This window comes from Miltoncostaea oceani (assembly GCF_018141545.1).
Lineage (GTDB): Bacteria > Actinomycetota > Thermoleophilia > Miltoncostaeales > Miltoncostaeaceae > Miltoncostaea > Miltoncostaea oceani.
The window spans coordinates 3,493,599-3,517,540 of the sequence record NZ_CP064356.1 but is presented as its reverse complement, the minus strand read 5'-3'; the positions used below and the strand labels follow the sequence as shown (position 1 = coordinate 3,517,540).

The 23,942-nt window shown below is 76.2% G+C and carries 19 protein-coding genes; 4 read left to right on the top strand and 15 right to left on the bottom strand.

Annotated elements, in window-relative coordinates; genetic code table 11:
- Window positions 1-14: 14 nt before the first annotated feature.
- The 9 genes from IU369_RS17875 to IU369_RS17835 form a co-directional block, all read right to left on the bottom strand.
- Window positions 15-1,481 carry an ABC transporter permease gene (locus tag IU369_RS17875; protein WP_217922338.1) on the bottom strand — a complete coding sequence of 489 codons (1,467 nt, stop codon included), beginning with the start codon at window positions 1,479-1,481 and terminating at the stop codon, window positions 15-17.
- A gap of 134 nt (window positions 1,482-1,615) precedes the next feature.
- A complete protein-coding gene (locus tag IU369_RS17870) occupies window positions 1,616-1,969 on the bottom strand; it encodes a PIN domain-containing protein (protein ID WP_217922337.1) in 354 nt (117 codons plus the stop codon).
- Window positions 1,970-2,030: 61 nt separating this feature from the next.
- Entirely contained in the window at window positions 2,031-5,747 is a 3,717-nt protein-coding gene (gene metH, locus IU369_RS17865; protein WP_217922336.1) for a methionine synthase, read from the bottom strand.
- Between the two features lie 19 nt (window positions 5,748-5,766).
- Entirely contained in the window at window positions 5,767-5,997 is a 231-nt protein-coding gene (locus IU369_RS17860; protein WP_217922335.1) for a hypothetical protein, read from the bottom strand.
- Window positions 5,994-7,256, bottom strand: a complete 1,263-nt coding sequence (locus tag IU369_RS17855; RefSeq protein ID WP_217922334.1) for a beta-ketoacyl-[acyl-carrier-protein] synthase family protein — start codon at window positions 7,254-7,256, stop codon at window positions 5,994-5,996. The genes IU369_RS17860 and IU369_RS17855 overlap by 4 nt, the downstream gene beginning before the upstream one ends.
- Entirely contained in the window at window positions 7,253-8,503 is a 1,251-nt protein-coding gene (fabF, locus tag IU369_RS17850; protein ID WP_217922333.1) for a beta-ketoacyl-ACP synthase II, read from the bottom strand. The genes IU369_RS17855 and fabF overlap by 4 nt, the downstream gene beginning before the upstream one ends.
- On the bottom strand, window positions 8,500-9,231 hold the full coding sequence (fabG, locus tag IU369_RS17845; protein ID WP_217922332.1) for a 3-oxoacyl-ACP reductase FabG: 732 nt from the start codon (window positions 9,229-9,231) through the stop codon (window positions 8,500-8,502). Before fabG ends, fabF begins: the two co-directional genes overlap by 4 nt.
- A gap of 2 nt (window positions 9,232-9,233) precedes the next feature.
- Entirely contained in the window at window positions 9,234-10,148 is a 915-nt protein-coding gene (gene fabD / locus IU369_RS17840; RefSeq protein ID WP_281426253.1) for an ACP S-malonyltransferase, read from the bottom strand.
- A gap of 158 nt (window positions 10,149-10,306) precedes the next feature.
- A complete protein-coding gene (locus IU369_RS17835; RefSeq protein ID WP_217922331.1) occupies window positions 10,307-11,923 on the bottom strand; it encodes a serine/threonine-protein kinase in 1,617 nt (538 codons plus the stop codon).
- An 83-nt stretch (window positions 11,924-12,006) separates the two neighbouring features.
- Here IU369_RS17835 and IU369_RS17830 point away from each other — a divergent pair, with 83 nt between their 5' ends.
- The 3 genes from IU369_RS17830 (at window position 12,007) to IU369_RS17820 (ending at window position 15,446) form a co-directional block, all read left to right on the top strand.
- Complete coding sequence (locus IU369_RS17830; RefSeq protein ID WP_217922330.1) at window positions 12,007-13,851, top strand: S9 family peptidase; 1,845 nt, start codon at window positions 12,007-12,009, stop codon at window positions 13,849-13,851.
- A 43-nt stretch (window positions 13,852-13,894) separates the two neighbouring features.
- On the top strand, window positions 13,895-15,067 hold the full coding sequence (locus IU369_RS17825; RefSeq protein ID WP_217922329.1) for an MFS transporter: 1,173 nt from the start codon (window positions 13,895-13,897) through the stop codon (window positions 15,065-15,067).
- A 79-nt stretch (window positions 15,068-15,146) separates the two neighbouring features.
- Complete coding sequence (locus tag IU369_RS17820) at window positions 15,147-15,446, top strand: hypothetical protein (RefSeq protein ID WP_217922328.1); 300 nt, start codon at window positions 15,147-15,149, stop codon at window positions 15,444-15,446.
- A 48-nt stretch (window positions 15,447-15,494) separates the two neighbouring features.
- On the opposite strand, the gene IU369_RS17815 is transcribed toward IU369_RS17820, so the two are convergent.
- The 6 genes from IU369_RS17815 to IU369_RS17790 all read right to left on the bottom strand — a co-directional run bounded on the left by IU369_RS17815 (window position 15,495) and on the right by IU369_RS17790 (window position 23,133).
- Window positions 15,495-15,947, bottom strand: a complete 453-nt coding sequence (locus IU369_RS17815) for an Hsp20/alpha crystallin family protein (RefSeq protein ID WP_217922327.1) — start codon at window positions 15,945-15,947, stop codon at window positions 15,495-15,497.
- Window positions 15,948-16,072: 125 nt separating this feature from the next.
- On the bottom strand, window positions 16,073-16,480 hold the full coding sequence (locus IU369_RS17810) for a hypothetical protein (RefSeq protein ID WP_217922326.1): 408 nt from the start codon (window positions 16,478-16,480) through the stop codon (window positions 16,073-16,075).
- Window positions 16,477-19,305 carry an AAA family ATPase gene (locus IU369_RS23680; protein ID WP_217922325.1) on the bottom strand — a complete coding sequence of 943 codons (2,829 nt, stop codon included), beginning with the start codon at window positions 19,303-19,305 and terminating at the stop codon, window positions 16,477-16,479. The genes IU369_RS17810 and IU369_RS23680 overlap by 4 nt, the downstream gene beginning before the upstream one ends.
- A complete protein-coding gene (locus IU369_RS17800) occupies window positions 19,200-20,390 on the bottom strand; it encodes an exonuclease SbcCD subunit D (protein WP_217922324.1) in 1,191 nt (396 codons plus the stop codon). Before IU369_RS17800 ends, IU369_RS23680 begins: the two co-directional genes overlap by 106 nt.
- A gap of 2 nt (window positions 20,391-20,392) precedes the next feature.
- Window positions 20,393-22,144 carry an ATP-binding protein gene (locus tag IU369_RS17795; RefSeq protein ID WP_217922323.1) on the bottom strand — a complete coding sequence of 584 codons (1,752 nt, stop codon included), beginning with the start codon at window positions 22,142-22,144 and terminating at the stop codon, window positions 20,393-20,395.
- Window positions 22,141-23,133: a hypothetical protein gene (locus IU369_RS17790; RefSeq protein WP_217922322.1), complete on the bottom strand. Its 993-nt coding sequence runs from the start codon at window positions 23,131-23,133 to the stop codon at window positions 22,141-22,143. Before IU369_RS17790 ends, IU369_RS17795 begins: the two co-directional genes overlap by 4 nt.
- A gap of 121 nt (window positions 23,134-23,254) precedes the next feature.
- Between IU369_RS17790 and IU369_RS17785 the strand changes: the two genes are divergently transcribed.
- Window positions 23,255-23,941: a DsbA family protein gene (locus IU369_RS17785; RefSeq protein ID WP_217922321.1), complete on the top strand. Its 687-nt coding sequence runs from the start codon at window positions 23,255-23,257 to the stop codon at window positions 23,939-23,941.
- The last annotated feature ends 1 nt before the right edge of the window (window position 23,942 follow it).

Sequence of the window (23,942 nt, the reverse complement as noted above, 5' to 3'; positions counted from 1 at the left end):
GTCGGGTGGGATGGTCAGTCGATCCGGCGCAGCGCGTCGGCGGGGCGCAGGTGCGCGGCCCGGAGCCCGCCGACGGTGCCGGCGACCAGGCCGCCCGCCACCGCCAGGCCGACCGCGAGCAGCACCAGGCCGGGCGAGACGTCGGCGGTGAGGGAGATCGACTCGCTCACCGTCTCCGCGGCGGCGCCACCGCCGAACGGCCCGGGCAGCGCCGCGCCGCCCGCAGCCGCGACCTCGGCCGTCAGGGTCGGGCCGACCGCGCCGATCAGCCACGCCGCCGCGAGGCCCGCGGCGACGCCGGCGAGCCCGCCGAGCAGGCCCTGCACCAGCGACTCGCCCGCCACCTGGCGCACGACGAGCCGCCGCGGCCAGCCGATGGCCGACAGGGTCCCCAGCTCGCGGACGCGCTTGGCGACCGACGACAGGGTGAGCAGCGAGGCGATCAGCACCGCGCCGAGCAGGCCGACGGCCTGGAGCGCGAGGCCGAGGCGGCCGGTCAGGTCCTCCGCGTCGACGAGGGAGCCGCTGACGCGGTCGGCGAGGGCGTCCGCCGTCGCGACCGAGGTGTCCGGGTACGCCGCGGCGATGGCGTCGGCGACGGCGCCGACGGCGTCGGAGGACGTCGCGCGGACGTAGACGACGTTCACGCGCCCCTCCCGGCCGGCGAGCGCCTGGAGCTGGGCGAGCGGCACGTAGACGTCCGACGCCTGGCCGCCGAGCGGTGTCTCCGCGATCCCCACGACCGTGAAGCCGGTGCCGTCCAGGTCGACCGTGTCGCCGACGGCGATCCCCTCCTCCGCGGCGTGGCCGGCGTCGACGACGGCCTGGCGCTCCCCGCCGGCGGTGAACCACCCCCCGTCGGTGATCTGCCCCTCCGTCACGGCGCCGAGGCCGGGGGTGCCGCGGTCGACCCCGCTCACGGTGACCGGGGAGAACTCCGCCCCGCCCTGCACCATCCCCGGGCCGCCACCGCCGCCCGGCCCGCCCGGCACGCCCTGCGCGGACTGCTCGGGCACGGTGCCCGAGATCGTCGTCATCGACAGCGTCAGGCCACCCGCCGCCGCCTCGACCCCGTCGATGCCGGCGATGTCGTCGACGCGCGACGACGCGAACGAGATCTGCCCGGAGGCGAACGTCGTCTGCGAGAACTCCGTTCCGGGGGTCAGCGCGCCGAAGTCGATCCCCGCGTCCCCGTTCTCCTCGCGCAGCAGCTCCCGCTCCTCGTCGGTGAGCTGCGGGAACCCGCCGGACCCGCCCGCCCCGTCGTCGTCCCCGGACGTGGAGATGGGACGGGTCACGGTCATGTCGGTGCCGACGCCGGTGAGCGGTGCGAGCACCTGGGCGCGGGCGGCGTCCAGCCCGCTCGACAGCGCCCCGACCGCGATCACGATCGCGATGCCCACGCCGAGGCCGAGGGCGGTCAGGACGGTGCGGGCGCGTCGCCTGCGCAGCTCCGCGAGCATGTACCGGATGTAGACCACGGGCCCGCTTCTCGTGTCGTGCGCCGCGGGCCAGTCCCGCGGCGTCGCCCCGAGTGAAGCGGCCGCGCCTGGGATCGGGCTGTGGACCGGCCGTGAGCCCGCTGTCGATGGGCCGCCCGGCGCGGCCCGCGCCGTCAGGCGGGGGCGTCCCGGCGGGCGAGCTCCTCGATCAGCCGCGCCGTGTCCCACGTCGTGACCCCGAGGGCGGCGGCCCGTTCGCGCAACGGCCGGTCGTCGGTCACGAGGACGTGGCCGTCGCGGCGGGCGGTCGCCGCGATGCGGGCGTCGCGGACGTGGCGGGGGGCGACCCCCCGGACCTCGGCGGCCGGCACCACGAACCGGGGGATCCGGTCGGCGCGGCGGTGCTTCTCGCGGTCCGCGTCGCGGAGGCGGGCGAGCTCGCCCTCCTGCACCTCGCTCGTCTCGAACCGCACCGCCCCCCGCGCGCAGAGGCGCCGCGCACGCTCCGCCACCTCGCCGGAGGCCACCAGCGCGTCGAACGCGTTCGTGTCGAGGACCCAGGTCGCGGCGCCGGGCGCCGCGGGACGGTCAGCCGACGGCCGCCGCCCGCGCCTCGGGCTCGTACGCGAGCACCGGCGCCAACCACCGCTCGATCTCGGCGAGCGGCATCCCCATCCGCGCCGCGTACGCCTCGACCTGGTCCCGGCCGACGGTGCCGACCGCGAAGTAGCGCGCCTGCGGGTGCTGCAGGTAGATCCCGCTCACCGACGCCGCCGGCATCATCGCCAGGTTCTCGGAGAGGCTCATCCCGATCGCGGGGGCGTCGAGCAGGTCGAAGAGGCGCGTCTTCGGCAGGTGGTCGGGGCACGCCGGGTAGCCGAAGGCGGGCCGGATGCCGCGGTACCTCTCGGCGATCAGGTCCTCGTTCGCGAGCTCCTCGTCGGCGCCGTACCCCCACTCGCGCCGGGCGCGCGCGTGGAGCATCTCGGCGAACGCCTCCGCGAGCCGGTCGGCGAGCGCCTTCACCATGATCGCCGAGTAGTCGTCGTGCTCCCCCTCGAACTCCCGGGCGATGTCGTCGGCGCCGATGCCCGCCGTGACGGCGAACGCGCCGATGTGGTCCGGCAGGCCGGACGCGAGGGGCGCCACGAAGTCCGACAGCGCGTACTGGGGCTTGTCGTCCGCCTTCACGCGCTGCTGGCGCAGCATCGGGAAGCGCGTCGCCTCCTCCGTGCGCGTCGCGTCGGTGAACACGACGATGTCGTCCCCGTCGGAGTTCGCGGGCCAGAAGCCGTAGACGCCGCGGGCGCGCAGGCGCCCCTCGGTGACGAGCCGGTCGAGCATCGCCGTCGCCGCCTCGTACAGGTCGCGCGCGGCCGCGCCGTGGCGCGGGTCGTCGAGGATCTCCGGGAACCGGCCCTTCAGCTCCCAGGCGTGGAAGAAGAACTGCCAGTCGATGAACGGGACGATCTCCGACAACGGAACGTCGTCGAGCACGCGGGCGCCCGTGAACTCCGGCTCCGGGACGTCCTCGGCGCGCCACTCGATGCGCGGCGCGCGGGACAGGGCCTCCGCGTAGGGGTGCAGGGGGCGTTCGCGGCGGGTCGCGTACTGGGCCCGCAGCGTGTCCTGCTCCTCGCGGGTCCGCGCCTCGAACGCCGCCCGCTCGTCCGTGTCGAGCAGGCGCGACACCACCCCCACGGCGCGGGACGCGTCGAGGACGTGCGTCACCGACTCCGAGTACGCCGGCGCGATCTTCACGGCGGTGTGCTGGCGGCTGGTGGTGGCGCCCCCGATCAGCAGGGGGATGTCCATGCCGCGGCGCTCCATCTCGGACGCCACCGTCACCATCTCGTCGAGCGACGGGGTGATGAGGCCGGACAGGCCGATCATGTCGGCGCGCTCCTCGACGGCGGCCTCCAGGATCCGCTCGGCGGGGACCATCACGCCGAGGTCGACGACGCGGTAGTTGTTGCAGCCGAGGACGACCCCGACGATGTTCTTGCCGATGTCGTGGACGTCGCCCTTCACCGTCGCCATCACGATGGTGCCCTGGGCCTCGACGTCCTCGCCGGCGGCGCGGGCGCGTTCGCGCTCGGCCTCCATGTACGGCTCGAGGTGCGCGACGGCGCGCTTCATCACGCGGGCGCTCTTCACCACCTGGGGCAGGAACATCTTGCCGGCGCCGAACAGGTCGCCGACCACGCCCATGCCCGCCATCAACGGGCCCTCGATCACCTCGAGGGGGGTCGCGAAGCCCTGCCGGGCCTCCTCGGTGTCCTCCTCGATGAAGTCGACGATGCCGTTCACGAGGGCGTGCTCGAGCCGCTTCTCGACCGGCGCCTCGCGCCAGCTCAGGTCGGCGACGCGCGCCGCCCCGGTGCCCTTGACGCGCTCGGCCAGCTCGACGAGGCGCTCCGTCGCGTCGGGGCGGCGGTCGAAGAGGACGTCCTCGACGTGCTCCAGCAGCTCCTCGTCGATCTGCTCGTAGACGCCGAGCTGACCGGCGTTGACGATGCCCATGTCCATGCCCGCGCGGGTGGCGTGGTAGAGGAACGCGGTGTGCATCGCCTCGCGCACGACGTCGTTGCCGCGGAACGAGAACGACAGGTTCGAGACGCCGCCGCTGACCTTCGCGCCCGGGCAGCGCTCCTTGATCTGGCGGGTCGCCTCGATGAAGGCCATCGCGTAGCCGTTGTGCTCCTCGATGCCGGTCGCGACCGCGAAGATGTTGGGGTCGAAGACGATGTCCTCGGGCGCGACGCCGACCCGCTCCACCAGCAGGTGGTACGCGCGCTCGCAGATCGACACCTTGCGCTCGACGGTGTCGGCCTGGCCCTCCTCGTCGAAGGCCATCACCACCATCGCGGCGCCGTAGCGCCGGGCGGTCGCCGCCTTGGCGAGGAAGTCCTCCTCGCCCTCCTTCATGCTGATCGAGTTGACGACGGGCTTGCCCTGCACGCAGCGCAGGCCGGCCTCGATCACCGACCACTTCGAGCTGTCGACCATGATCGGGACGCGGGCGATCTCGGGCTCGGTCGCGACCATGTTGAGGAACGTGGTCATGGCCTGCTCGGAGTCGAGCATCGCCTCGTCCATGTTCACGTCGATGATGTTCGCGCCGCTGCGGACCTGCTCCATCGCGACCTCGAGCGCGGTGGTGAAGTCGTCCTTCAGGATCAGCTCCGCGAAGCGGCGCGACCCCGTGACGTTGGTGCGCTCCCCGATCATCAGGAAGTTCGCGTCGGGGGTGACCACGAGGGGCTCGAGCCCGGCGAGCCGGGTGAGCGGCGTCGGGACGGGGATGCGGCGCGGCTCCCGCCCCTCCGCCGCCGCCGCGATCGCGCGGATGTGGTCGGGGGTCGTGCCGCAGCAGCCGCCCATGATGTTCACGAGGCCGCCGGACGCGAACTCGCGCAGCTCCCCGGCCGTCTCGTCGGGGCCCTCGTCGTACTCGCCGAAGGCGTTCGGGAGGCCGGCGTTGGGGTAGCAGGTCGTCCAGCACGAGGCGACGCGCGACAGGTCGGCCATGTACGGCCGCATCTCGGCCGCGCCGAGGGCGCAGTTCACGCCGACGCTGAACGGCTTCGCGTGGGCGATCGTGATCCAGAACGCCTCGATCGTCTGCCCCGAGAGCGTCCGCCCGCTGCGGTCCGTGATCGTCACGGAGATCATGAGGGGCAGGCGGCGGCCGGTCTCCTCCGCCACCTCCTCGACCGCCACGATCGCCGCCTTCGCGTTGAGCGTGTCGAAGATCGTCTCGATGAGGAGCAGGTCGGCGCCGCCCTCGACGAGGCCGCGCACCTGCTCGGCGTAGGAGGCCCGCAGGCCGTCGAACGTCACCGCCCGCTTCGACGGGTCCTCGACGTCGGGGGAGATCGACAGCGTCCGGTTGGTCGGGCCGATCGCGCCCGCCACGAACCGGGGCTTGTCGGGGGTCCGCGCCGTCCACTCGTCGGCGGCGGCGCGCGCCAGGCGGGCGGCCTCGACGTTGAGGTCGTGCACGAGGTGCTCGGTGCCGTAGTCGGCCTGCGCGATCGACGTCGAGCTGAACGTGTTCGTCTCGACGATGTCCGCGCCCGCCTCGAGGAACGCGTGGTGGATGCCGGAGATGACGTCCGGCCGCGTCAGCGTCAGGAGGTCGTTGTTGCCCTTGAGCGGCTGGCCGTGGCCGGCGAGCAGCTCACCGCGGAAGTCCGCCTCCTCCAGCGGGTGGCGCTGGATCATCGTCCCGGTGGCGCCGTCCAGGATGAGGATGCGCTCCGCCAGCAGGCGGTCGAGGGTCTCGCGGGGGTCCGGGCTCATCCGCCGAGGGTACCGCCTCTCACCGACCGCCGTCGCCCGGGGGTGGCACCCCGTCGCGGGGGGGTGCGAGGAGCCGGGCGATGACGGGGCCGGCGAGGATCCCGGCGAGCACGATCCCCGACGCGACGTACGCCAGCGGCTCGCTGTCGATCACCACGGCGGTGATGCCGAGGACCGCGGCCACGGCGCACGTGACGACGAGGCGGATCGTCTTCTCGGCCCTCGGGGTGAGCCCGCGGATCCAGCTCATCGTGCCGCGTCGTCCCGGGTCAGCGCGAGGACCGCGTTGTGCCCGCCCAGGCCGTACGAGGCCGAGAGGGCGACGCGGATGTCGGCGGGCCGCGCGGTGTTCGCGACGTGGTCCACGCCGACGCACTCGGGCGCCACGTTGTGGAGGTTGATCGTCGGCGGCAGCACCGACTCGTGCACGGCGAGCGCGGTGATCGCGGCCTCGAGGGCCCCGGTGGCGCCCATGCAGTGGCCGTGCATCGACTTGGTGGCGCTGACCGCGACGCGGGCAGCGACCTCGTCGCCGAGCACCTCGCGCAGCATCAGCACCTCGGCGGGGTCGCCGGGCTTGCTGGCCCCGCCGTGGGCGTTGACGTGGTCGACCTCGGCCGGCTCGATCCCGGCGTCGGCGAGCGCGGCCCGCACGGCGCGGCCCTGGGCGGCGCCGCTCGGGTCGGGGTCGGTGATGTGGTGGGCGTCGGCGCTGGCGCCGTACCCCGCGACCTCGCAGATGATCCCGGCGCCGCGGGCGATGGCGTCGTCACGCCGCTCCAGCACGACGACGGCGCCGGCCTCGCCCACCAGGAAGCCGTCGCGGTCCTGGTCGAAGGGCCGCGCCGCGCCGGCGGGGTCGTCGTTGCGGTGCGACAGGACGCGCATCGCGTCGAAGCCGGCCACGAAGTACGGGCTGATGAGGGTGTCGCCGCCGCCGGCGAGCATCGCGCGGGCGTCGCCGCGGCGGATGACGTCGGTCGCGGTGCCGATGGCGTCGGTGCCGGCCGCGCACGCCGTGCACACCGCCGTGACCGGCCCGCGCAGGCCCAGCTCGATCGAGACCTGCCCAGCGCCCATGTTCGCGACGCTCAGGGGGATCGCGAACGGCGAGACGCGGTCGACGCCGCGCTCGATCATGATCCGGTGCTGCTCCTCGCGGGAGATCGTCCCGGAGCCGCCGTTGCCGATGATCGCGCCGATGCCGGCGCCGTCGTCGTCGATCGGCAGGCCCGCGTCGGCCACCGCGAGCCGCGCCGCCGCGACCGCGAGCTGCGCGTAGCGGTCCATGCGCCGCGACGCCTTGCGGTCGATGAAGTCGGCGGGGTCGAAGCCGTGGGCCTCGCAGGCCATCCGCACGGGCCAGTCGGTGGTGTCGAAGAGCGTGATCAGGCCGGCGCCGGAGCGCCCGGCCCGCACGGACGCCCACATCTCCTCGCGGCCGATGCCGAGGGGGCAGACCACCCCGATGCCGGTGATGACGACGCGCACGCGCCCGTCGCCGCTCATGCGTCGTACCGCGCGAACGCGAGCACGGCGTTGTGGCCGCCGAACCCGAAGGAGTTGGAGATCGCCACGTCGACGGGGGTCGCGCGGCTCTCGCCGAGGACGTGGTCGACGCCGGCGCACGCCGGGTCGAGGTTCTCGACGTTGATCGTCGGCGGGACCCGGCCCTCGCGGATGGCGAGGGCGGTCAGCACCGCCTCGAAGCCGCCGGCGGCGCCCATGCCGTGGCCGTGCATCGACTTCGTGGACGAGACCATCACCGACGGCGCGCGGTCGTCGCCGACGAGCTGGCGGATCGCGCCGATCTCGACGGGGTCGCCGGCGCCGGTGGAGGTGCCGTGCGCGTTGACGTAGTCCACGTCGGTGCCGTCGAGGCCGCCGCGGGCGAGGGCGGCGCGCATCGCCGCGACCTGCCAGCGGCCGCTCGGGTCCGGCTCGGTCAGGTGGTAGGCGTCGCTGCTGGCGCCGTAGCCGACGAGCTCGCAGATGATCGGCGCCCCGCGGTCGAGGGCGTGCTCCAGGCTCTCGAGCACGAGGATGCCGGCGCCCTCCGCCGACACGAACCCGTCGCGGTCGCGGTCGAAGGGGCGGCTCGCGTGCTCGGGGTCGTCGTTGCGCCGCGACAGGGCCCGCGTCGCGTCGAGGCCCGCCATGCAGAAGGGGGTGACGCCCGCCTCGGTCCCGCCGGCGACCATCACGTCGGCGGCGCCCTTGCGGATGATCGCCGACGCGTCGCCGATGCCGTGGTTGCCCGAGGCGCAGGCGGTGACCACGCACGAGCTCGGCCCGCGCAGGCCGAGCTGCATCGAGACGTGGCCGGCCGACATGTTCACGATCGTCATGGGGACCATCAGGGGGGAGGCCCGCCCCGGGCCGCGCGCGATGAGCTGGGCGTCGTTGTCCTCGAAGGTCTGGCTCGACCCGTTGCCCGTCGAGATCACGGCGCCGGCCCGCTCGCCGCCGCCGCGGATCTCGAGCCCGGCGTCCTCGACGGCCATGCGGGCGGCGGCCACGGCGAGCTGGCTCGCCCGGTCCATGCGCCGCGCCGCCCGGCGGTCGATGTGGTCGTCGGGGTCGAAGCCCCGGACCTCGCAGGCGATCTTGCACGCGTGGTCCACCGGGTCGAAGCGCGTGATCGTGCGCGCCGTCGACGTGCCGGCGAGCGCGGCGTCCCACGAGTCCCGCCAGCCGATCCCGAGGGGGGAGACGATCCCCAGCCCCGTCACCACAACCCTGCGCTGCCCGCTCATATCCGCAACCCCCCGTCCACCGCCAGCACCGCCCCCGTGACGAACGCGGACTCCGGCGAGCAGAGGAACGCGACCGGTCCGGCGACGTCCTCGGGGGTCCCGAGGCGCCCCAGCGCGGTGGCGGACAGCAGGTGCCCGCGGTGCTCGTCGGCGAGGACGTCCGTCAGCCTGGTCGTCACGTACCCGGGCGCGACGGCGTTGACCCTCACGCCCCGCGGCCCGGCCTCGCGGGCGAGGGCGCGGACGAGGCCGATGATGCCCGCCTTCGACGCGGCGTAGTTGGCCTGGCCCGCGTTGCCCTGCACCCCGACGACGGAGGAGATCGCGACGATGCTCCCGGACCGGCGGCGCAGCATGCCGCGCAGCACCGCCCGCGCCGCGTTCATCGTGCCGGTGAGGTTCACGTCGATCGGGTCGCGCCAGGCGTCGCCCGTCATCCGGACCGCGGGGCCGTCGCGGGTGATGCCCGCGTTCGCGACGAGCGCGTCGATCGGCCCGAGGGCGTCCTCGGTCGCGGCGACCATCGCGGGGGCGGCCTCGGGGTCGCGGGCCTGGGCGCGGTGCACGAGCGCGCGGCGGCCGGCGGCCTCGACGCGGGCGGCCGTGGCCTCGGCGCCCGCGCGGTCATCGGCGTAGGTCAGGCCGACGTCGTAGCCGCGCTCCGCCAGGGCCACCGCACACGCCGCTCCGATCCCCTTGCTCGCTCCGGTGACGAGCGCGACGGGCACCGCTATCCCGGCGATTTCCCGGCGAGCGCCAGAAGGGCCGGGAGGTCGGACGGGTCGCCCAGGTGGACGGCGTCCACCCCCGGGCGGATCCGGCGGACGAGGCCGACGAGGACGCGGCGGTGACCGAACTCCACGAACTGGTCGACGCCGTGGTCGAGGGCGAGCCGGACGGACTGGGTGAAGCGGACCGGCGCGGTGAGCTGCTGGGCGAGGAGGGAGCGGACGCGCTCGCCCTTCTCGAAGGCCGCCGACGTCGCCGACAGGAAGGGCAGCGACGGCGTGCTCAGCTTGACGCTGCTGAGCGTCTCGCGCAGCTTCTCGGCCGCGGGCGCCATGACCGCCGAGTGGAAGGCGCCGTCCACGTCGAGCAGGCGGGCCTTGATGCCGCGGGCGCGCGCCAGGTCGAGCAGGCGGTCGACGCCTCGGTGCAGGCCGGAGGCGACGATCTGGCCGGGGCAGTTGTAGTTCGCGGGCCACACCTCGCCGGCCTCGAGGCAGAGCGCCTCGACGTCCTCGTCGCTGGCGCCCAGCAGGGCGGCCATCGAGCCGGGGGTGCGGGTGACGACGTCGGTGGTGGCGGCCCCGCGGGCCTGCACCAGCATCAGCGCCGCCTCGAAGGAGAGGCTCCCGCAGGCGACGAGGGCGGCGTACTCGCCGAGCGAGTGGCCCATCGTGAGGTCGCCCTCCACGCCGTGCGCCCGGGCGACCCGCCACGCGGCGACGGAGTGCGTGAGCACCGCCGGCTGGCAGATCTCCGTGGACATCAGCGTCTCGTGGGGCCCCTCGAAGCAGAGGCGCGCGAGGTCGAATCCGAGGAGGTCGTTGGCCTCCTCGAACGTCTCGCGGGCGACGGGGTAGGCCTCGACGAGCGCCTTGCCCATGCCGACCTGCTGCGCCCCCTGGCCGGGGAAGAGCAGCGCGATCAGTTCGGGTTCTCCACGCCGGGGCGGGGACGCGCCATGGATGTCATGCGGTCTCCTCGAAGCGTCGGACGTGATGGGCGGGTACCCGGATCAGCCGCAGATCATAGATGGACGGGAGCGCGCGGCACAACCGCGCGTCCGCGGGGCGCCGTTCAGGGGGCGAGGGCCGTGCTCGCGGCGGTTGCGAGATCGACGGCGACCTGCCGGTCGCCGGCGAACACGAGCACCGCGCGGCGGTCGTCGGCGAACGACACGACGCTCGCGCCCCCGCTGGTCTGCACCGACCCCTCCGACGCCATCCCCGTCAGGGGCACGGTGCCGTCCGGGCTGCCGGCGATCTCCGTGCGGAGGCGCTCCGCCGCGACCCGGCCGTCCTCCCCGTCGGGCGCCAGCCCCACCAGCAGGGCGTACTCACCGGCCCGGGTCGCTTCGGCCACCTCGACCTCGCCGCGTCCCGCGAGCTCCACGCCGAGCACCTCGCGATCCGTGCCGGCGAGCTGCCAGCCGTCGACCGCGGCCGGCAGGACGGCGCCGATCGGGACCGGCCCCGCCGCCGTCGTCTCCGTGGCGGGGGCCGAGGTGGACGCCCCGACGAAGGTGGTGACGGTGCGGGTGCCGCCGCCCCCCGAGGTCAGGGCGACGACCCCGATGACCACGAGGACCGCCGCGACGACCGCGCCGACGATCGCGGGGACGCGCCAGCGGGGGGCTCCGCCCGGGCCGTCGCCGACCGGGTCCGACACCGGTGGCGGGGGAGGCGGGGGGTCCGGCGTGGCGGGTGGGTCGGAGGGCGGCGGCGGTGGTGGCGGCGGGACGGGCGCCGGCGGCGCCGTCGGGGGTGTCGTCGGCGGCGGGGGAGGCGGCGGCGGGACGGCGTCCCCCGCGATGGTCGGGCCGGCGACGACCGGCGCGTCGCGGCCGGGCACGGCGTCGCCGGCCCCCGGGGTCGCGGCGATCGCCGTCTCCAGCGCCGTCACGAAGGCCACCGCCGTCGGGTAGCGGTCGTCGGCCGACTTCGCCAGGCCGCGGGCGAGCACCGCATCGACGGAGGGGCCGAGGGCGGGGAGGCGCTCCGAGGCGGACGGCGGGGGCTCGCTGATGTGGGCGTAGAGGGTCGCGGCGCGGTCCTCGCGCGCGAACACCGCCGATCCGGTGAGCGCCTCGAACGCGACGGCGGCGAGGGCGTAGCGGTCGGCCGCCGGCGTCACGTCGGAGCCGCGGATCTGCTCCGGCGCGACGTACTCGAGGGTGCCCATCCAGACGCCGGTCCCGGTGAGGCGGCTCGCGCTGATCGCCTTGATCAGGCCGAAGTCGGAGAGGTACGCGTGGTCACCGGGTCCGAGCAGGACGTTCGCGGGCTTCACGTCGCGGTGCACCATCCCGCGCTCGGCGACGTAGTCGAGCGCCTCCGCGACCTGGCGCAGGATCGCGAGCGTCCGCCGCGCCTCGATGCCGGGCGAGCGCCGGATGACCGCGTCGAACGACGGGCCGTCCACGTACTTCATCGCGAGGTAGGCGATCCCGTCGTCCTCGCCGGCCTCGAACACGGGGATGATGTGGGGGTGGTCGAGGCTGGCGGCGGCGATGCCCTCGCGGGTGAAGCGCTCGAGGAAGCTGGCGTCCGCGGAGAGCTGCCCGGCGACCACCTTGAGGGCGACGGTGCGCTGCAGCGAGAGCTGCGTGGCGCGGTACACGACCGCCTGTCCACCGCGGCCGAGCTCCGAGTCGATCCGGTAGCCGCCGACCACGCGGCCGATCAGCTCCCTCATCGGCGCGTCCCGGCTCTCACGGGCGCGAGACTACCAGCGGCGCCCCGGCGCCCGGCCCCGCCGACGTGCCACCATGCCGGGCGATGACGACACCCCTGATCCCGCTCCGCCACCTCTTCGACAACCCGGAGCGGGCCCTCGCGCGGCCCTCCCCGGACGGGCGCCGCCTGTCGTGGGTCGCCCCCCGCGACGGCGTGCTGAACGTCTGGGTGCGGGACATCGACGGGGGCGACGCCGTGCCGGTGACCGACGACCGCGACCGGGGCGTGCGGTCCTACCTGTGGTCGCGCGACGCCACCCGGATCCTCTACCTGCAGGACACCGGCGGCGACGAGAACACCCACCTCCACGCGGTCGACGCGACCGGCGCGGGGCGCGCCCGCGACCTGACCCCGTACCCGGGGGTCCGCGCCGGCCTGATCGGGGCGCCGCGGGCCACGCCCCGCCACGTCCTCGTGTCGATGAACCTGCGCGACCGGGCGCTGTTCGACGCGTACCGGCTGACCCTCGCGACCGGACGGCTCGAGCTGGTCGGGCGCAACCCGGGCAACGTCATCGGCTGGCTCGCCGACCGCGAGGGCCGGGTGCGCGCGGCCTGGGCGCAGACGCCCGCCGGCGACCACGAGCTGCTGGTGCGCGACGACGAGGCCGGGGAGTTCCGGGTCGTCGCCGAGTACGCCAACGAGGACGGCGGCCACCCCTTCGCGTTCACCCCGGACGGCACCCGCCTGTGGGTGGGGAGCGCCCGCGGCAGCGACCTGCTGCGCCTCGTCGAGCTCGACCCCGCCGACGGCTCGGAGCGCGAGATCGACGCGGACGAGGAGGTCGACCTCTCCGGCCCGATCATCAGCGACCGCACCGGCGAGCTGCTCGGCGCGGTCTACCTGCGCGACCGCGTGGTGATGCACGCCTTCGACGAGCGCCTCGCCCGCGACTGGGAGCGCGTCCGGGCCCTGCACCCCGGCGACCCCCGCATCTCCGGCCAGGACGCGGAGGAGACGATGTGGGTCGTCTCCTTCGACGACGACCGCGACCCCGGCGCGACCTTCCTGTACCGCCGCGACACCGGCGAGTCGGAGCTGCTGTTCCGGTCCCGGCCGTGGCTCGACCCCGCGACGCTCGCGCCGATGCGGCCCGTCACCATCACCTCGCGCGACGGCCTGCGCCTCCACTCGTACCTGACGCTGCCGCTCGACGCGGAGCCCCGCGACCTGCCGGCGGTGCTGGTGGTCCACGGTGGCCCGTGGGCCCGCGACGCCTGGGGGTACGACCCCCAGGCCCAGCTCCTCGCGAACCGCGGCTACGCCGTACTGCAGGTCAACTACCGGGGCTCCACCGGCTTCGGCAAGGCGTTCATGCACGCCGCCGAGCGCGAGTTCGCCGGGCGGATGCACGACGACCTCATCGACGCCGTCGAGTGGCTCGTCGGCGAGGGCATCGCCGACCGCTCCCGCGTCGGCATCTACGGCGGCTCCTACGGCGGGTACGCGGCCCTCGTCGGCGCGACCTTCACCCCCGACGTCTTCGCGGCGGTGGTGAGCGTCGTCGGCCCGTCGAGCCTCGTGACGCTCGTCCGGTCGTTCCCGCCGTACTGGCGGCCGCTCCTCGCGAGCACCTGGTTCCGGTACGTCGGCGACCCCGACGACCCGGAGCAGCTCGCCGACCTCGAGGCCCGCTCCCCCCTCAACCGGGTCGACGACATCGTCGCCCCGCTCCTCGTCATCCAGGGGGCCAACGACCCCCGCGTCACCCAGGCCGAGTCCGACCAGATCGTCGCGGCCCTGCGCGCCCGCGGCGTCGAGGTCGAGTACATGGTCAAGGACGACGAGGGCCACGGGTTCGTGAAGCCCGAGAACCGGATGGACGCCTACGGCGCCATCGAGCGCTTCCTCGCGCGCCACCTGGGCGGCCGGGCCGCCGAGGGGTGACCGGCTGAGCCTGGCCGCCCCCGCCTCGCGGTACCGCTGGGCGGTGCTGGCGGTCGGCATGACGGCGCAGGCCGGCATCTCCGCCGTCCAGCTCGGGCTCCCCGCCGTCGCCCCCGAGATCCGCGACGAGTACGGGTTGTCCCTCGCGGCGACCGGCGCCCTGCTGGCCGCGTCCACCGTCGGCATCATCGCGACCCTCCTGGCGTGGGGGGCGCTCGCCGACCGCATCGGCGAGCGCGCCGTCATCGGCATCGGCCTGAGCGGTGCGGCGGGGGCGCTCGCCCTCGCGTCGCTCAGCGACACCGCGGTCGGGCTGGGGGCGTGCCTCGTGCTCGCGGGGGCCTTCGGCTCGAGCGCGAACGCGGCGAGCGGCCGGGCCGTCGTGGCGTGGTTCGGCCCCCGGCAGCGGGGCTTCGCCCTCGGCCTGCGTCACATGTCCACGCCGCTCGGGGGCGCGGTGGCCGCGGCCCTGCTCCCGCTCGCCGTCCACGCGGGCGGGCTGTCGGCCGCCCTCCTCGCCCTGGCGGGCGCGTGCCTGGTGGGCGCCCTCGCCGCAGGGCTCGGCCTGCGGCGCCCCGATGCGCCCGCGGCGGCCGTCGACGACCCGCCGCCCACCGCCGGTCCGCTGCGGGACCCCGCGATCTGGCGGTTGTCGCTCGGCACGGCGAGCGTGGTGCTCGCGCAGATCTCGCTGCTGAGCTTCCTCGCCCTCTACCTCCACGAGGAGCGCGGCTGGTCGGTGGGCGCCGCGGCCCTCACGCTCGCGGTGGTCCAGGTGGGCGGCGCCGTCGCACGGGTCGCGGCGGGCGCCTGGTCCGACCGCGTCGGCAGCCGCCTCGGCCCCCTGCGCCTGCTCGCGGCGTCGGGCGCCGCCACGCTCGGGCTCGCCGCCGCGGTGCTCGGCGGCCCCGACGGCCTCGCCGCCGCCGCGCTGGTGGTCGCGGGCGTGCTGACGATGGCCGGCAACGGGGTGTCGTTCGCGGCCGCGGCGGAGATGGCGGGCGCCGGCCGCGTCGGCACCGCCCTCGGCCTGCAGAACACGATCCTCTTCGTGGCGGTGGCGCTCGCCCCGCCGCTGTTCGGTGGCGCCGTCGGGCTGCTCTCCTGGCCCGCCGCCTTCGGCCTCGCCGCCCTCTGCCCGCTCGTCGGGTGGTGGGTGCTCGGCCCGCTCGCCGCGCGGGAGCGACGCCCGGGCGCCGCTGCGGGGTCGCCGTAGCCCGGCGCGGGCCGTCCCCGATCCCCCGGCGCCCCCGGCGGGGGAGGGTGGTCGTGGACCACCACGACGAGGAGGGAACATGAGCGTCCTGCTCGCGCGTTACCGGGTCGCCGACCCGGGGCGCTTCCGCACGGTCTACGACGCCTTCGCCGCGACGCGCGCCGCGCACGGGGCCCGTGCCCACCGCCTGCTCGCGTCGGAGGCCGACCCGGCGCGCTTCGTCGCCGTCATCGAGTTCGACGACGCCGCCGCGGCGGAGCTCTACGCCCACAGCGCGGCGCGGGCGACGGCGCTCGACGAGGCGGGTGTCGTCGAACGCGAGGACGAGGTCATGCGCCTCGAGCGCGCCGGCGGCGCCGGCCGGGAGGTCCCCGCGTAGGTGCGGGCGGGGACGGCGGCCCGGAGCCGCCGTCCCCGTCCCCCGCCCTCAGTCCCCCGCGGGGTTCACGGCGATGCGCCGCGGGGTGGGCGCCGCGGGCTTCGGGATGGTGACCTTCAGCACCCCGTAGGCGATCCCCGCCCTGATGGAGTCCGGGTCGACCCCGGCGGGCAGCGGGAACGTCCGCTCGAACCCGCCGTACGAGCGCTCGATCCGGTGGAAGCGCTCGTCGTCGACCTCCTCCGTCAGCTCGCGTGCCCCGGAGATGCGGAGCACGCCCTCGTCGACGGTGACCTCCACGTCCTTGTCGGCCACCCCCGGCAGCTCGGCGGTGACGACGATCTCGTCCTCGCGCTCGATGACGTCCGCCGACGGGGCCCAGCGCGCGGGCAGCGACGAGCGCGGCGCGTTGCCCGCGAGCGTCCCCATCAGGCGGTCGATGTCGGACCGCAGACTCATCACGTCCCGGAACGGATCCCATCGGACGATCTCCGGTGGCATGGCGTCCTCCCTCCAGTCGGGTGAGCGACCAGTCTCCGGCCGCGTCCCCGGCGGTGCGTCGGTGTCGCCCCCGAGGCGGCGTCCGGGGCGACCCGGACGGTGGGTGCGGGGGGAGGGGCCTGCGGCTAGTGCGGGGTGGCGCCGCCGTGGCGCCCGAGCCCGAGGTCGCGCACGCACCGCATCACGACCGCGTGGGCGAGGATCAGCACGACGAGCGCCAGCAGGCCGTGGAGACCGCCGACCCACTCGTCGCCGTCCGCGAAGCCGAGCTGCACCGTGCCGATCACGGCGAGGGCGGCCGGGAGGATCAGGCCCTTCCAGGCCTTCCAGTACGCGCCGATGGCGGCGAGGAGGGCGAGGACCTCGAAGAGGTGGACGAGCCCGCCCAGGTCCTTGTGCGCGTCGAGGGCGTCCTCACCGGCCCCGAAGATGTACGAGGCGATGAAGTAGACCTGCAGGAACACGCCGAGCACGACCAGGCTCGCCGCGACGAGGACGGCCCAGGTGAATCCGCGGCGGACGGAGGGACTCATGTTCCGGCGATTCTACTCACACCCCCCGGATCCTTCTCAACTCGTATCTCGGCGCCCAGTCGGTCCGCGACACCCGGCAGGTGTGTGATCACGCCGATCAGCCTCCCGTCGCCGGCGAGGCGCTCCACGCCGGCCAGCGCCTGCTCGAGCGATTCGGCGTCGAGCGTCGAGAACCCCTCGTCGAGGAACAGGCAGTCGAGGCGCCCGCCGGACTCGGCCGCGATGTCGCCGAGGCCGAGCGCGAGGGCGAGGCTGGCGAGGAAGCGCTCGCCCCCCGAGAGGCTCCCGGCGGGTCGCGTCCGCTCGCCACGGCGCCGGTCGACGACGGCGAGGGGGTCGGGCTCGACGCCGGCGAAGCGGTAGTGGCCGCTGCTCAGCTCCTGCAGCCGCGTGGAGGCCCCCACCGCCAGGCGCTCGCGGAAGCGCCCGAGCAGGAACCGCGGGAAGCCGTTGGCCCGCAGGTCGGCCGCGACCTGCTGGTGCACCCGCGCCGCCTCCCGGGCCGCGGCCGCCAGGGCGCGCAGCCGCCGCGCCTCGGCGGCCGCGCCCTCGGCGTCGCGCAGGGCCCGCGGGCGGCGTCGCGCGCGCGCTCCAGGCCGAGGGCGCCGGGAGGTCCGCGGCGGCGGCGACCCCGAGGGGCGCCCCGCGGCGGCGAGGGCCTCCCTGCGGCGACGGTCCGGTCCTCGGCCTCCGCCGCGGCGGCGGCGTGGCGTCCCGCGGCGGCGAGGGCCTCGGCCCGCAGCGCCCGGGCGGCGTCGACGAGCTCCTCCGCCGGCAGGCCGTCGGCGGGCGCCGCGAGGCTGCCCTGGGCGGCGACACGCGCGGCGGTCGCCCGGAGCGACGCGACGGGGGCCGCCTCGATCGCGGTGGCCTGGGCCTGGCCTGCGCCGCGCGCGCCGCGGCCGCGGCGGCGGCACCGGCGGCGGCGTCGGCGGCGGCCTCGGCCGCGCCGACCTCCTCCATCGCCGCGCCGAGGGCCGCCGCCGGGTCGGCGTGCGCCCCCCACGGCCCGAGCGCCGCACGGGCGGATCCCAGGTCGTCGCGGTCGCGCTCCAGCCGCTCCCGTTCGGCCGCGACCCGTCCCCCCTCGGCGTCGATGGCGCGCTCCTCCTGCACGATCCCCGCGCGGGCGGCCTCGATCGCCGCCGCCCGCCGCGCGACCGCCGTCGCGTCCTCCGGCTCCCCGCCGGGGTCGATGCCGGCCCGCTCCAGGTCCGCCGCGACCTCGTCGCGCCGTGCGACGGCCGCGTCCGCGGCCTCCGCGCGGCGCGGGCGCGTTCCCGTGCGGCCCCCTCGGCGGCGCCCGCGCGGGCGAGCGCCGTGCGTGCCCGGGCGAGGTCGTCGTCGCCGGCCCGCAGGCCCGCGACCTCGGGCGGGTGCTCCCCGACGACGCCGCCGCACACGGGGCAGGGGTCGCCCGGCGCGAGGCCGGCCATCACCGTGACCGCGAGGTCGTGGCGCCGGACGGCCTCGTGCGCCGCCTCCCGCCTCTCTGCCGCCTCCGCCGCCGCCGCGTGCGCGGCGGCGGCCGCGCCTCGTCGCGTGCCGCGGCCTCGCGGGCGGCGAGCGCGTCGGCGGCGCCCCGCTCCGCGGCGGCCCACGCCCCGAGCGCCCGCGCCGTCGCCGCCGCGGCCTCGTGCGCCGCGACGGCCTCCGCGAGCGTCGTGCGCAGCCCCTCGAGGGCGGCGCGTCGCGCGGTGAGGGCGGCGTCGGCGTCGTCGAGGGCGGCGGGCCCGCTGCGGCAGCTCGGCGGCGAGCAGCGCCGCCCGCGCCGCCCGTTCCCGCAGCGCGGCGAGCTCGGCGCCCCCCGCCGTGGCGTGCCCGGGCCTCGTCGCGCGCCCGTGCGCGGACGGCGAGGTCGTCGGCGGCGGCGACCGCGCCGCCTCGGCGGACACGGCGCCCTCGCGGGCCCCCCGCAGCCGCCCGATCAGCTCGCGGGCGGCGTCCTCGCCCGGCAGGTCGTCGGCGGCCCGCCGCGCCGCCGCGGCACGGTCGCGGGCCGTCGCCGCGGCGGCCGCGTGGCGGGCCTCGGCGGCGGCGAGCGGTCCGAGCGCCGCGGCGACGGCGTGGGCCGCGGACGCCGCTCGTGCCGCCCGTGCGGCGGCCGCCCGCCCGGCCCAGGTCCCGGCCGTGAGCCCGGCGGCATCGGCGGCGCGGAGGTCGGCCTCGGCGGTCGCGGCGGCCGCGTGGCGCTGCGCCGCCTGCCGGGCGCCCTCCAGGGACGCCACGCCGAACAGCTCCCGCAGGATCGCGTCGCGTTCCCGGGGCGCGGCCCCGAGGAAGCGGGCGAAGCGCCCCTGGGCCAGCAGCACGGCGCTCGTGAACGCCTCGAAGCTCATGCCGACGACGGTCCGCAGGCGCGCGGCGACGGCCTCGTCGCCCCCGATCGTCTCGACCGTGGCCCCGCCGTCCCCCGCGAGCCGCTCCAGCAGGTGCGCCGGCTCGGGGGCGTCCCTCCCGTACCGCCGGGTCACCCGCCACACCTCGTCGCGGGACAGGAACGTGAGCCGGACCTCGCCGTGGTCCCGGCCGAGGGTCAGCAGCTCCTTCACCTTCGTCTGCTCGGGGGTGCGCCCGAACAGCGCGAAGGCGACGGCGTCGAGCAGGGAGGTCTTGCCCGCCCCGGTGTCGCCCGTGATGACCACGAGGTCGTGGGGGCGCAGGTCGACGGAGGCGTGGTCGTACGAGCGGAACGCGGTGAGGTCGAGCTGGAGGGGCCTCAGGACGGGTCCCCGTCGTCGTCGGCCCCGGCGCCGTCCTCGACCGCCGCCGCGAACGCCGCGGCCTGGGCGTCGCTGAGGCGCCGCCCCATCATGCGGTGCCACTCGGCGTAGAGGTCGCCGAGGTCCGGCCCCCCCTCGCCGTCCCCGCCGCCGTCCCCGGGGCGGGGGTCGGCGTCGTCGTCGGGCACGGCGTACCGGGGCTCCACCCGGAGGGCCCGTGGGACGAGGTCGCGCACCTGCCGCACCAGGTCGAGGACCGGCGCGTCCAGGTCGACCTCGCACGCGAACCACGCGCCCGGGTGGGCCGACGCGAGCGCGGCCAGCTCGTCGAGGGGGCCGCGCAGGCGCACGAGCGGCGCCCCCGCCGTGACGGGGACCTCCCGCGAGCGCGTCGTGTCGCCCACGATGTCTGCGATGACGACGCTCTTGCCGTGGTTGTCCTCGCTGAAGTCGAGCGCGATGGGGCTGCCCGCGTAGCGCCCCGGGGCGCTCAGGCCCGGCACCGTCTGGGGGCGGTGGACGTGCCCGAGGGCGATGTAGTCGAGGTCCGCCGGCAGGGCCGCCGACGACACGACGTAGGTGAGGCTCATCGTCAGCTCGCGCTCGCCGCCGCCGGCGAGGGCGCGCTCGATCATGAGGTGGCCCACCAGTACGCAGGCGCCGCCGTCCGCGGCGCGCCGGGCCCGGAGCTCTGCGGCGTAGGCGTCGACCAGCCCGGCGACGCCGTCGGCGTACCGGCCGCGGGCGTCCTTCACGCTGCTGCCGGCGTCGAGCGCCATGCGTGCCGGGTCTGGCCACGGCAGCAGGCCGGCGTGCAACGGCCCCGCGGCCGTGTCGACGGTGACGACGGCGTCGGCGGGGGCGCGCACCCGGCCGGCGACGTGGATGCCCGACCGCGCCAGGTGCGGGGCGAGGTGGATCCAGAGGTCGGGGTCGTCGTGGTTGCCGGCGACGGCCAGGACGGGCGCGACCTCCGCGAGCCGCCCGAGGGCGCGCAGGCACGCGCCGAAGGCGGCCGGGTCGACGACCCGCCGGTCGAGCAGGTCACCGGCGACGATGACCGCATCGACCTCCTCGCGCTCCGCGATCCCGGCGATCTCGGCGAGGGCGGCCTCGGCCTCGTCCATCCGCTCGGTCCCGTACAGGCGCTTGCCGAGGTGCCAGTCGCCCGTGTGGAGGAGCTTCACCCCTACCCGAACTCCGCGATCGCGGCGGCGGCCCCGGCAGCCCTCGACACCTCGCCGGAGGTCGTCGCCCACGGCGGGAACGGGATCTCCACCGCGATCGGCACGGGGACGCTCGGCTGGCTGACGAGCACCCGCCCCTGCATCAGCAGCCGCGCCCGCGCGCGCTGGGCGGGCCCGAGCCAGCCGTACTCGCTGCGCTCGGCCTCGGCGGCGTCGAGGCGGCCGGCGATGCGGATCGCGGCGTTCTGGGTGATCTCGGACGCCACCAGGGACGCCTGCTGCTGGGCGCCGATCAGGATCACGCCGAGGGACCGGCCGCGCTGGGCGATGTCGATGAGGGTGTCCTTGATCGGCGAGTCGCCCTCGCGCGGCGCGTACTTGTTGAGCTCGTCGAGCACGACGAACTCGATCGGGTCGCGGGTGCCGGCCTCCTTCGCGGCGAACGTCTGCGCGAGGAGGGTGCCGACCACGAAGCGCTGCGCGAAGTCGTGCAGCCGGGCCAGGTGCACGACGGCGACGGGGGGCTCGTCCTCGGCGGCGGCGCCGCGCGGGATCGGGGACGCATCGGAGCGGATCAGGCCGCGCAGCCGGCCGGCGGCGCTCTCCAGCCGGCGGACGAACGCGCTGACGGTGCCGGTGGCGGCGCGCCCCGTCCACGACCCGCCGCCCTCGTCGGCCTCCAGCTCCTCGACGAGGAAGTCGACGAGGCCCTGCAGGTCGTGGAAGGGGCCGGCCGCGAGCTCGCTCACCGGCCGCGGGGGGCGGCGCTCGGGGGCTCCGTCGGCCGGCCCGCCCAGCAGCCCGAGGGCGCCGGGGTGGTCGAGCACCGGCACGGCGCGCCGCAGCAGCTCGCCGCGCACCCGCTCCTCGACGAACGAGAGCTGGCTGCGCATGTCCGACGCGTCGGCGAAGCAGAACCGCAGCAGCCCCTCCAGCACGAAGCGGTGGGGGGTCCAGCCGAAGACCTTCACGCCCTCGTGCCGCGACTCGCTGCTCGGGTAGCGGTGGTCGCCGGCGCGGGGGGGCGCCCAGAACGCGACGTCGGGGAACCCCGCGGGGTCCTCCAGGCCGAGGCGCCGCCAGCGGTCGTCCAGCCCCGCCCGGTCCGTGGCCTCGGCGTATTTGCGGTTCGGGTGGTCGAGGAAGAGGAGGTCCTCGCCCTTCACGTTGAACAGCAGCACCCGCACCCGGCGCCTCATGTCCGGGTGGGCGAGCAGCAGGCGGATCAGCGCGAGGGCGGTGCTCGTCTTCGTCGCGACGCCGCTGATGCCCGAGATCGAGACGTGGCCGCCCTTCGTGCCGTCCAGGAAGTCGAGGTCGAGGTGGACGGGCTCGCCGTCGCGGCCCATCCCGATGGCGAGCTTGCGCTCCATCGTGTCCTCGTAGAGGGCGCGCTCGCGCTCGGCCCCGCGGGCGCGGCGCACCGTCAGCCCCGGGTGGGGCGCGACCCAGCGCTCGGGCTCGACGCGCATCACCTGGATCTCGGCGGTCCGCACCAGCTCGCCCGGCATCTGGCCGGCGGCGATGACCATCGAGTCGGAGGGGAGCGTGGCGCCCTCGTGCAGCGCGTGCGACTCGGTGACGACGCCGTAGGTGACGACCTCCTCCACCGGGTCGGGGGTCGTGACCGCGACGAGGTCGTCGACCTGCAGGGACTGGCGGTCCATCACGCCGACCTCGAAGGTCTGGCTGCTCGCGGCCTGGTGGCCGAGGACGACCCCGACGCCGCTCTCGGTGTGCTCCTGCGCGCTCATGCCGCGAGCGGATCGGGCTCGGCGACGGCGACGCCCACGCGGGTCGCGTCGTCGAGGCGCGCGGCCGCGGCGGCCCGGCGCACGGCCCGCAGCGCGAGGCGGCGGTCGCCCATGCGGTGGCGCAGGCGGGCCTCGAGGCCCGCGACGGGCGCCAGGTTCTGCGGTGCGCGGGGGTCGCGGTGGGGCCGCCCCGCGAAGTACGGCAGCTCCCGCGCGGCGCGGTCGGCGAGGTGCCGGGCCTCCTGGGCGCCGAGGGAGCGGGCGACCTCGCCGCGGAGGATCCCGGCCCAGCCGTGGTCGCCGACGCCGGGGAGGCGCTGGTACCAGGAGAGGCGGTCCTCGCCGATCGCGAAGAGGGGGGTGCGCTGGCCGACGCCGAGGCCGACGACGACGCGCGCCTCCTCGGGGGGGAGGTACATGCGGTGGTGGCTCTTGATCGCGCCGACGACGGGGCCGGCGGCGTCGCGGATGAACGAGAGGCGCCCGTCGAGCACGACGAGCCGGTCGCGGTGGGCGATCTCCTCCGCGAGGGCGAGCTCGAGCTGCTGGCGCACCTCGCCGACGCGCCGGGCGAGGCCGGTGGCCTCCTGCGCCGCCTCGCAGCGCGACTCCCACGCGTAGCCGCCGACCGGCGCCAGGTGCAGCCGCCGGTCGCCGACCGTCACGACCGCGCGGCGCACGCGGAGCCCGACGATGTCGGCGGTGCGCCCGCGGGCGGTGATGACGGCGCCGGCGGCGACGGCGAACGCCGCGCCGGGCAGGGCGCGCGGGTCGCCGGGCGTCGTGACCGTCAGCCAGGCCTCGATCTGCTGGGCGCCGTCGATGAACGCCAGCTCCCCTCCCTCGCCGCCCCCGGGGGTGATCGGGCGCCACGGGACGCCCTCCACCGTGACGTCGACGGCGGCGGTCTCGGATTCGGCCGGATCGAGGCCGGCCCCGTACGAGGGGTCGGCGACGAGCACCTGCGGCGTCGGGAGGACCGGGTCCATCGGCTGACTGTAGTGAGACGACCGGACGCGCCCTCGCGGCGGCGGCGCGCTATCGTCGCCCGGGGCCGGCCTCGACCCGGCCCGCGTCCTGGGGTGGATCCGTGAGAGAGAGGCCGGACCTGTGAACAAGCGAATCATCATGGGCGTGATCGCCGCCGCCGTCGTGGTGGTGGCCGTGCTGGTGGGCGTCAGCCTGCTCGGGGGCGACGACGAGGGCTCCGACGGCGTCCAGGGCATCGACGACGCGAAGGCCCTGTTCGCGGGCATCCCGCAGTCGGGGAACACCCTCGGCGAGCCGGACGCGCCGGTCGAGATCATCGAGTACGGCGACACGTCCTGCCCGGCCTGCAAGTCGGCGAGCGAGACCATCGTCCCGGAGCTGATCGACGCCGTGGTGAAGCCCGGTGACGCGAAGCTCTCGTTCCGCCCGATCGCGTTCATCAACGCGAGCTCGGAGCGCGGCGCCCTGGGCGCCGAGGCCGCCGCGATGCAGGACGCGATGTGGCCGTTCCTCGAGGTGCTGTACGCCAACCAGGGCCCCGAGACGGAGGACTGGCTCACGGACAGCCTGATGGAGGAGATCGTCGCGGGCCTCGGCCTCGACGTCGAGAAGTGGCGCGCCGACTACGCCGGCGACGACGTCGCCACCGCGTTCTTCGAGCGGCGCGACGCGGCGAACGAGGACGACGTGAACGCGACCCCGACCTTCGTGGTCACGGGGCCGCGGGGCGAGCGCACCATCGAGGGCGCCGGGAACCTGTCGGAGTTCGAGGAGGCCATCGCCGCGGTCGGGCCGGCCGCATCGTGAC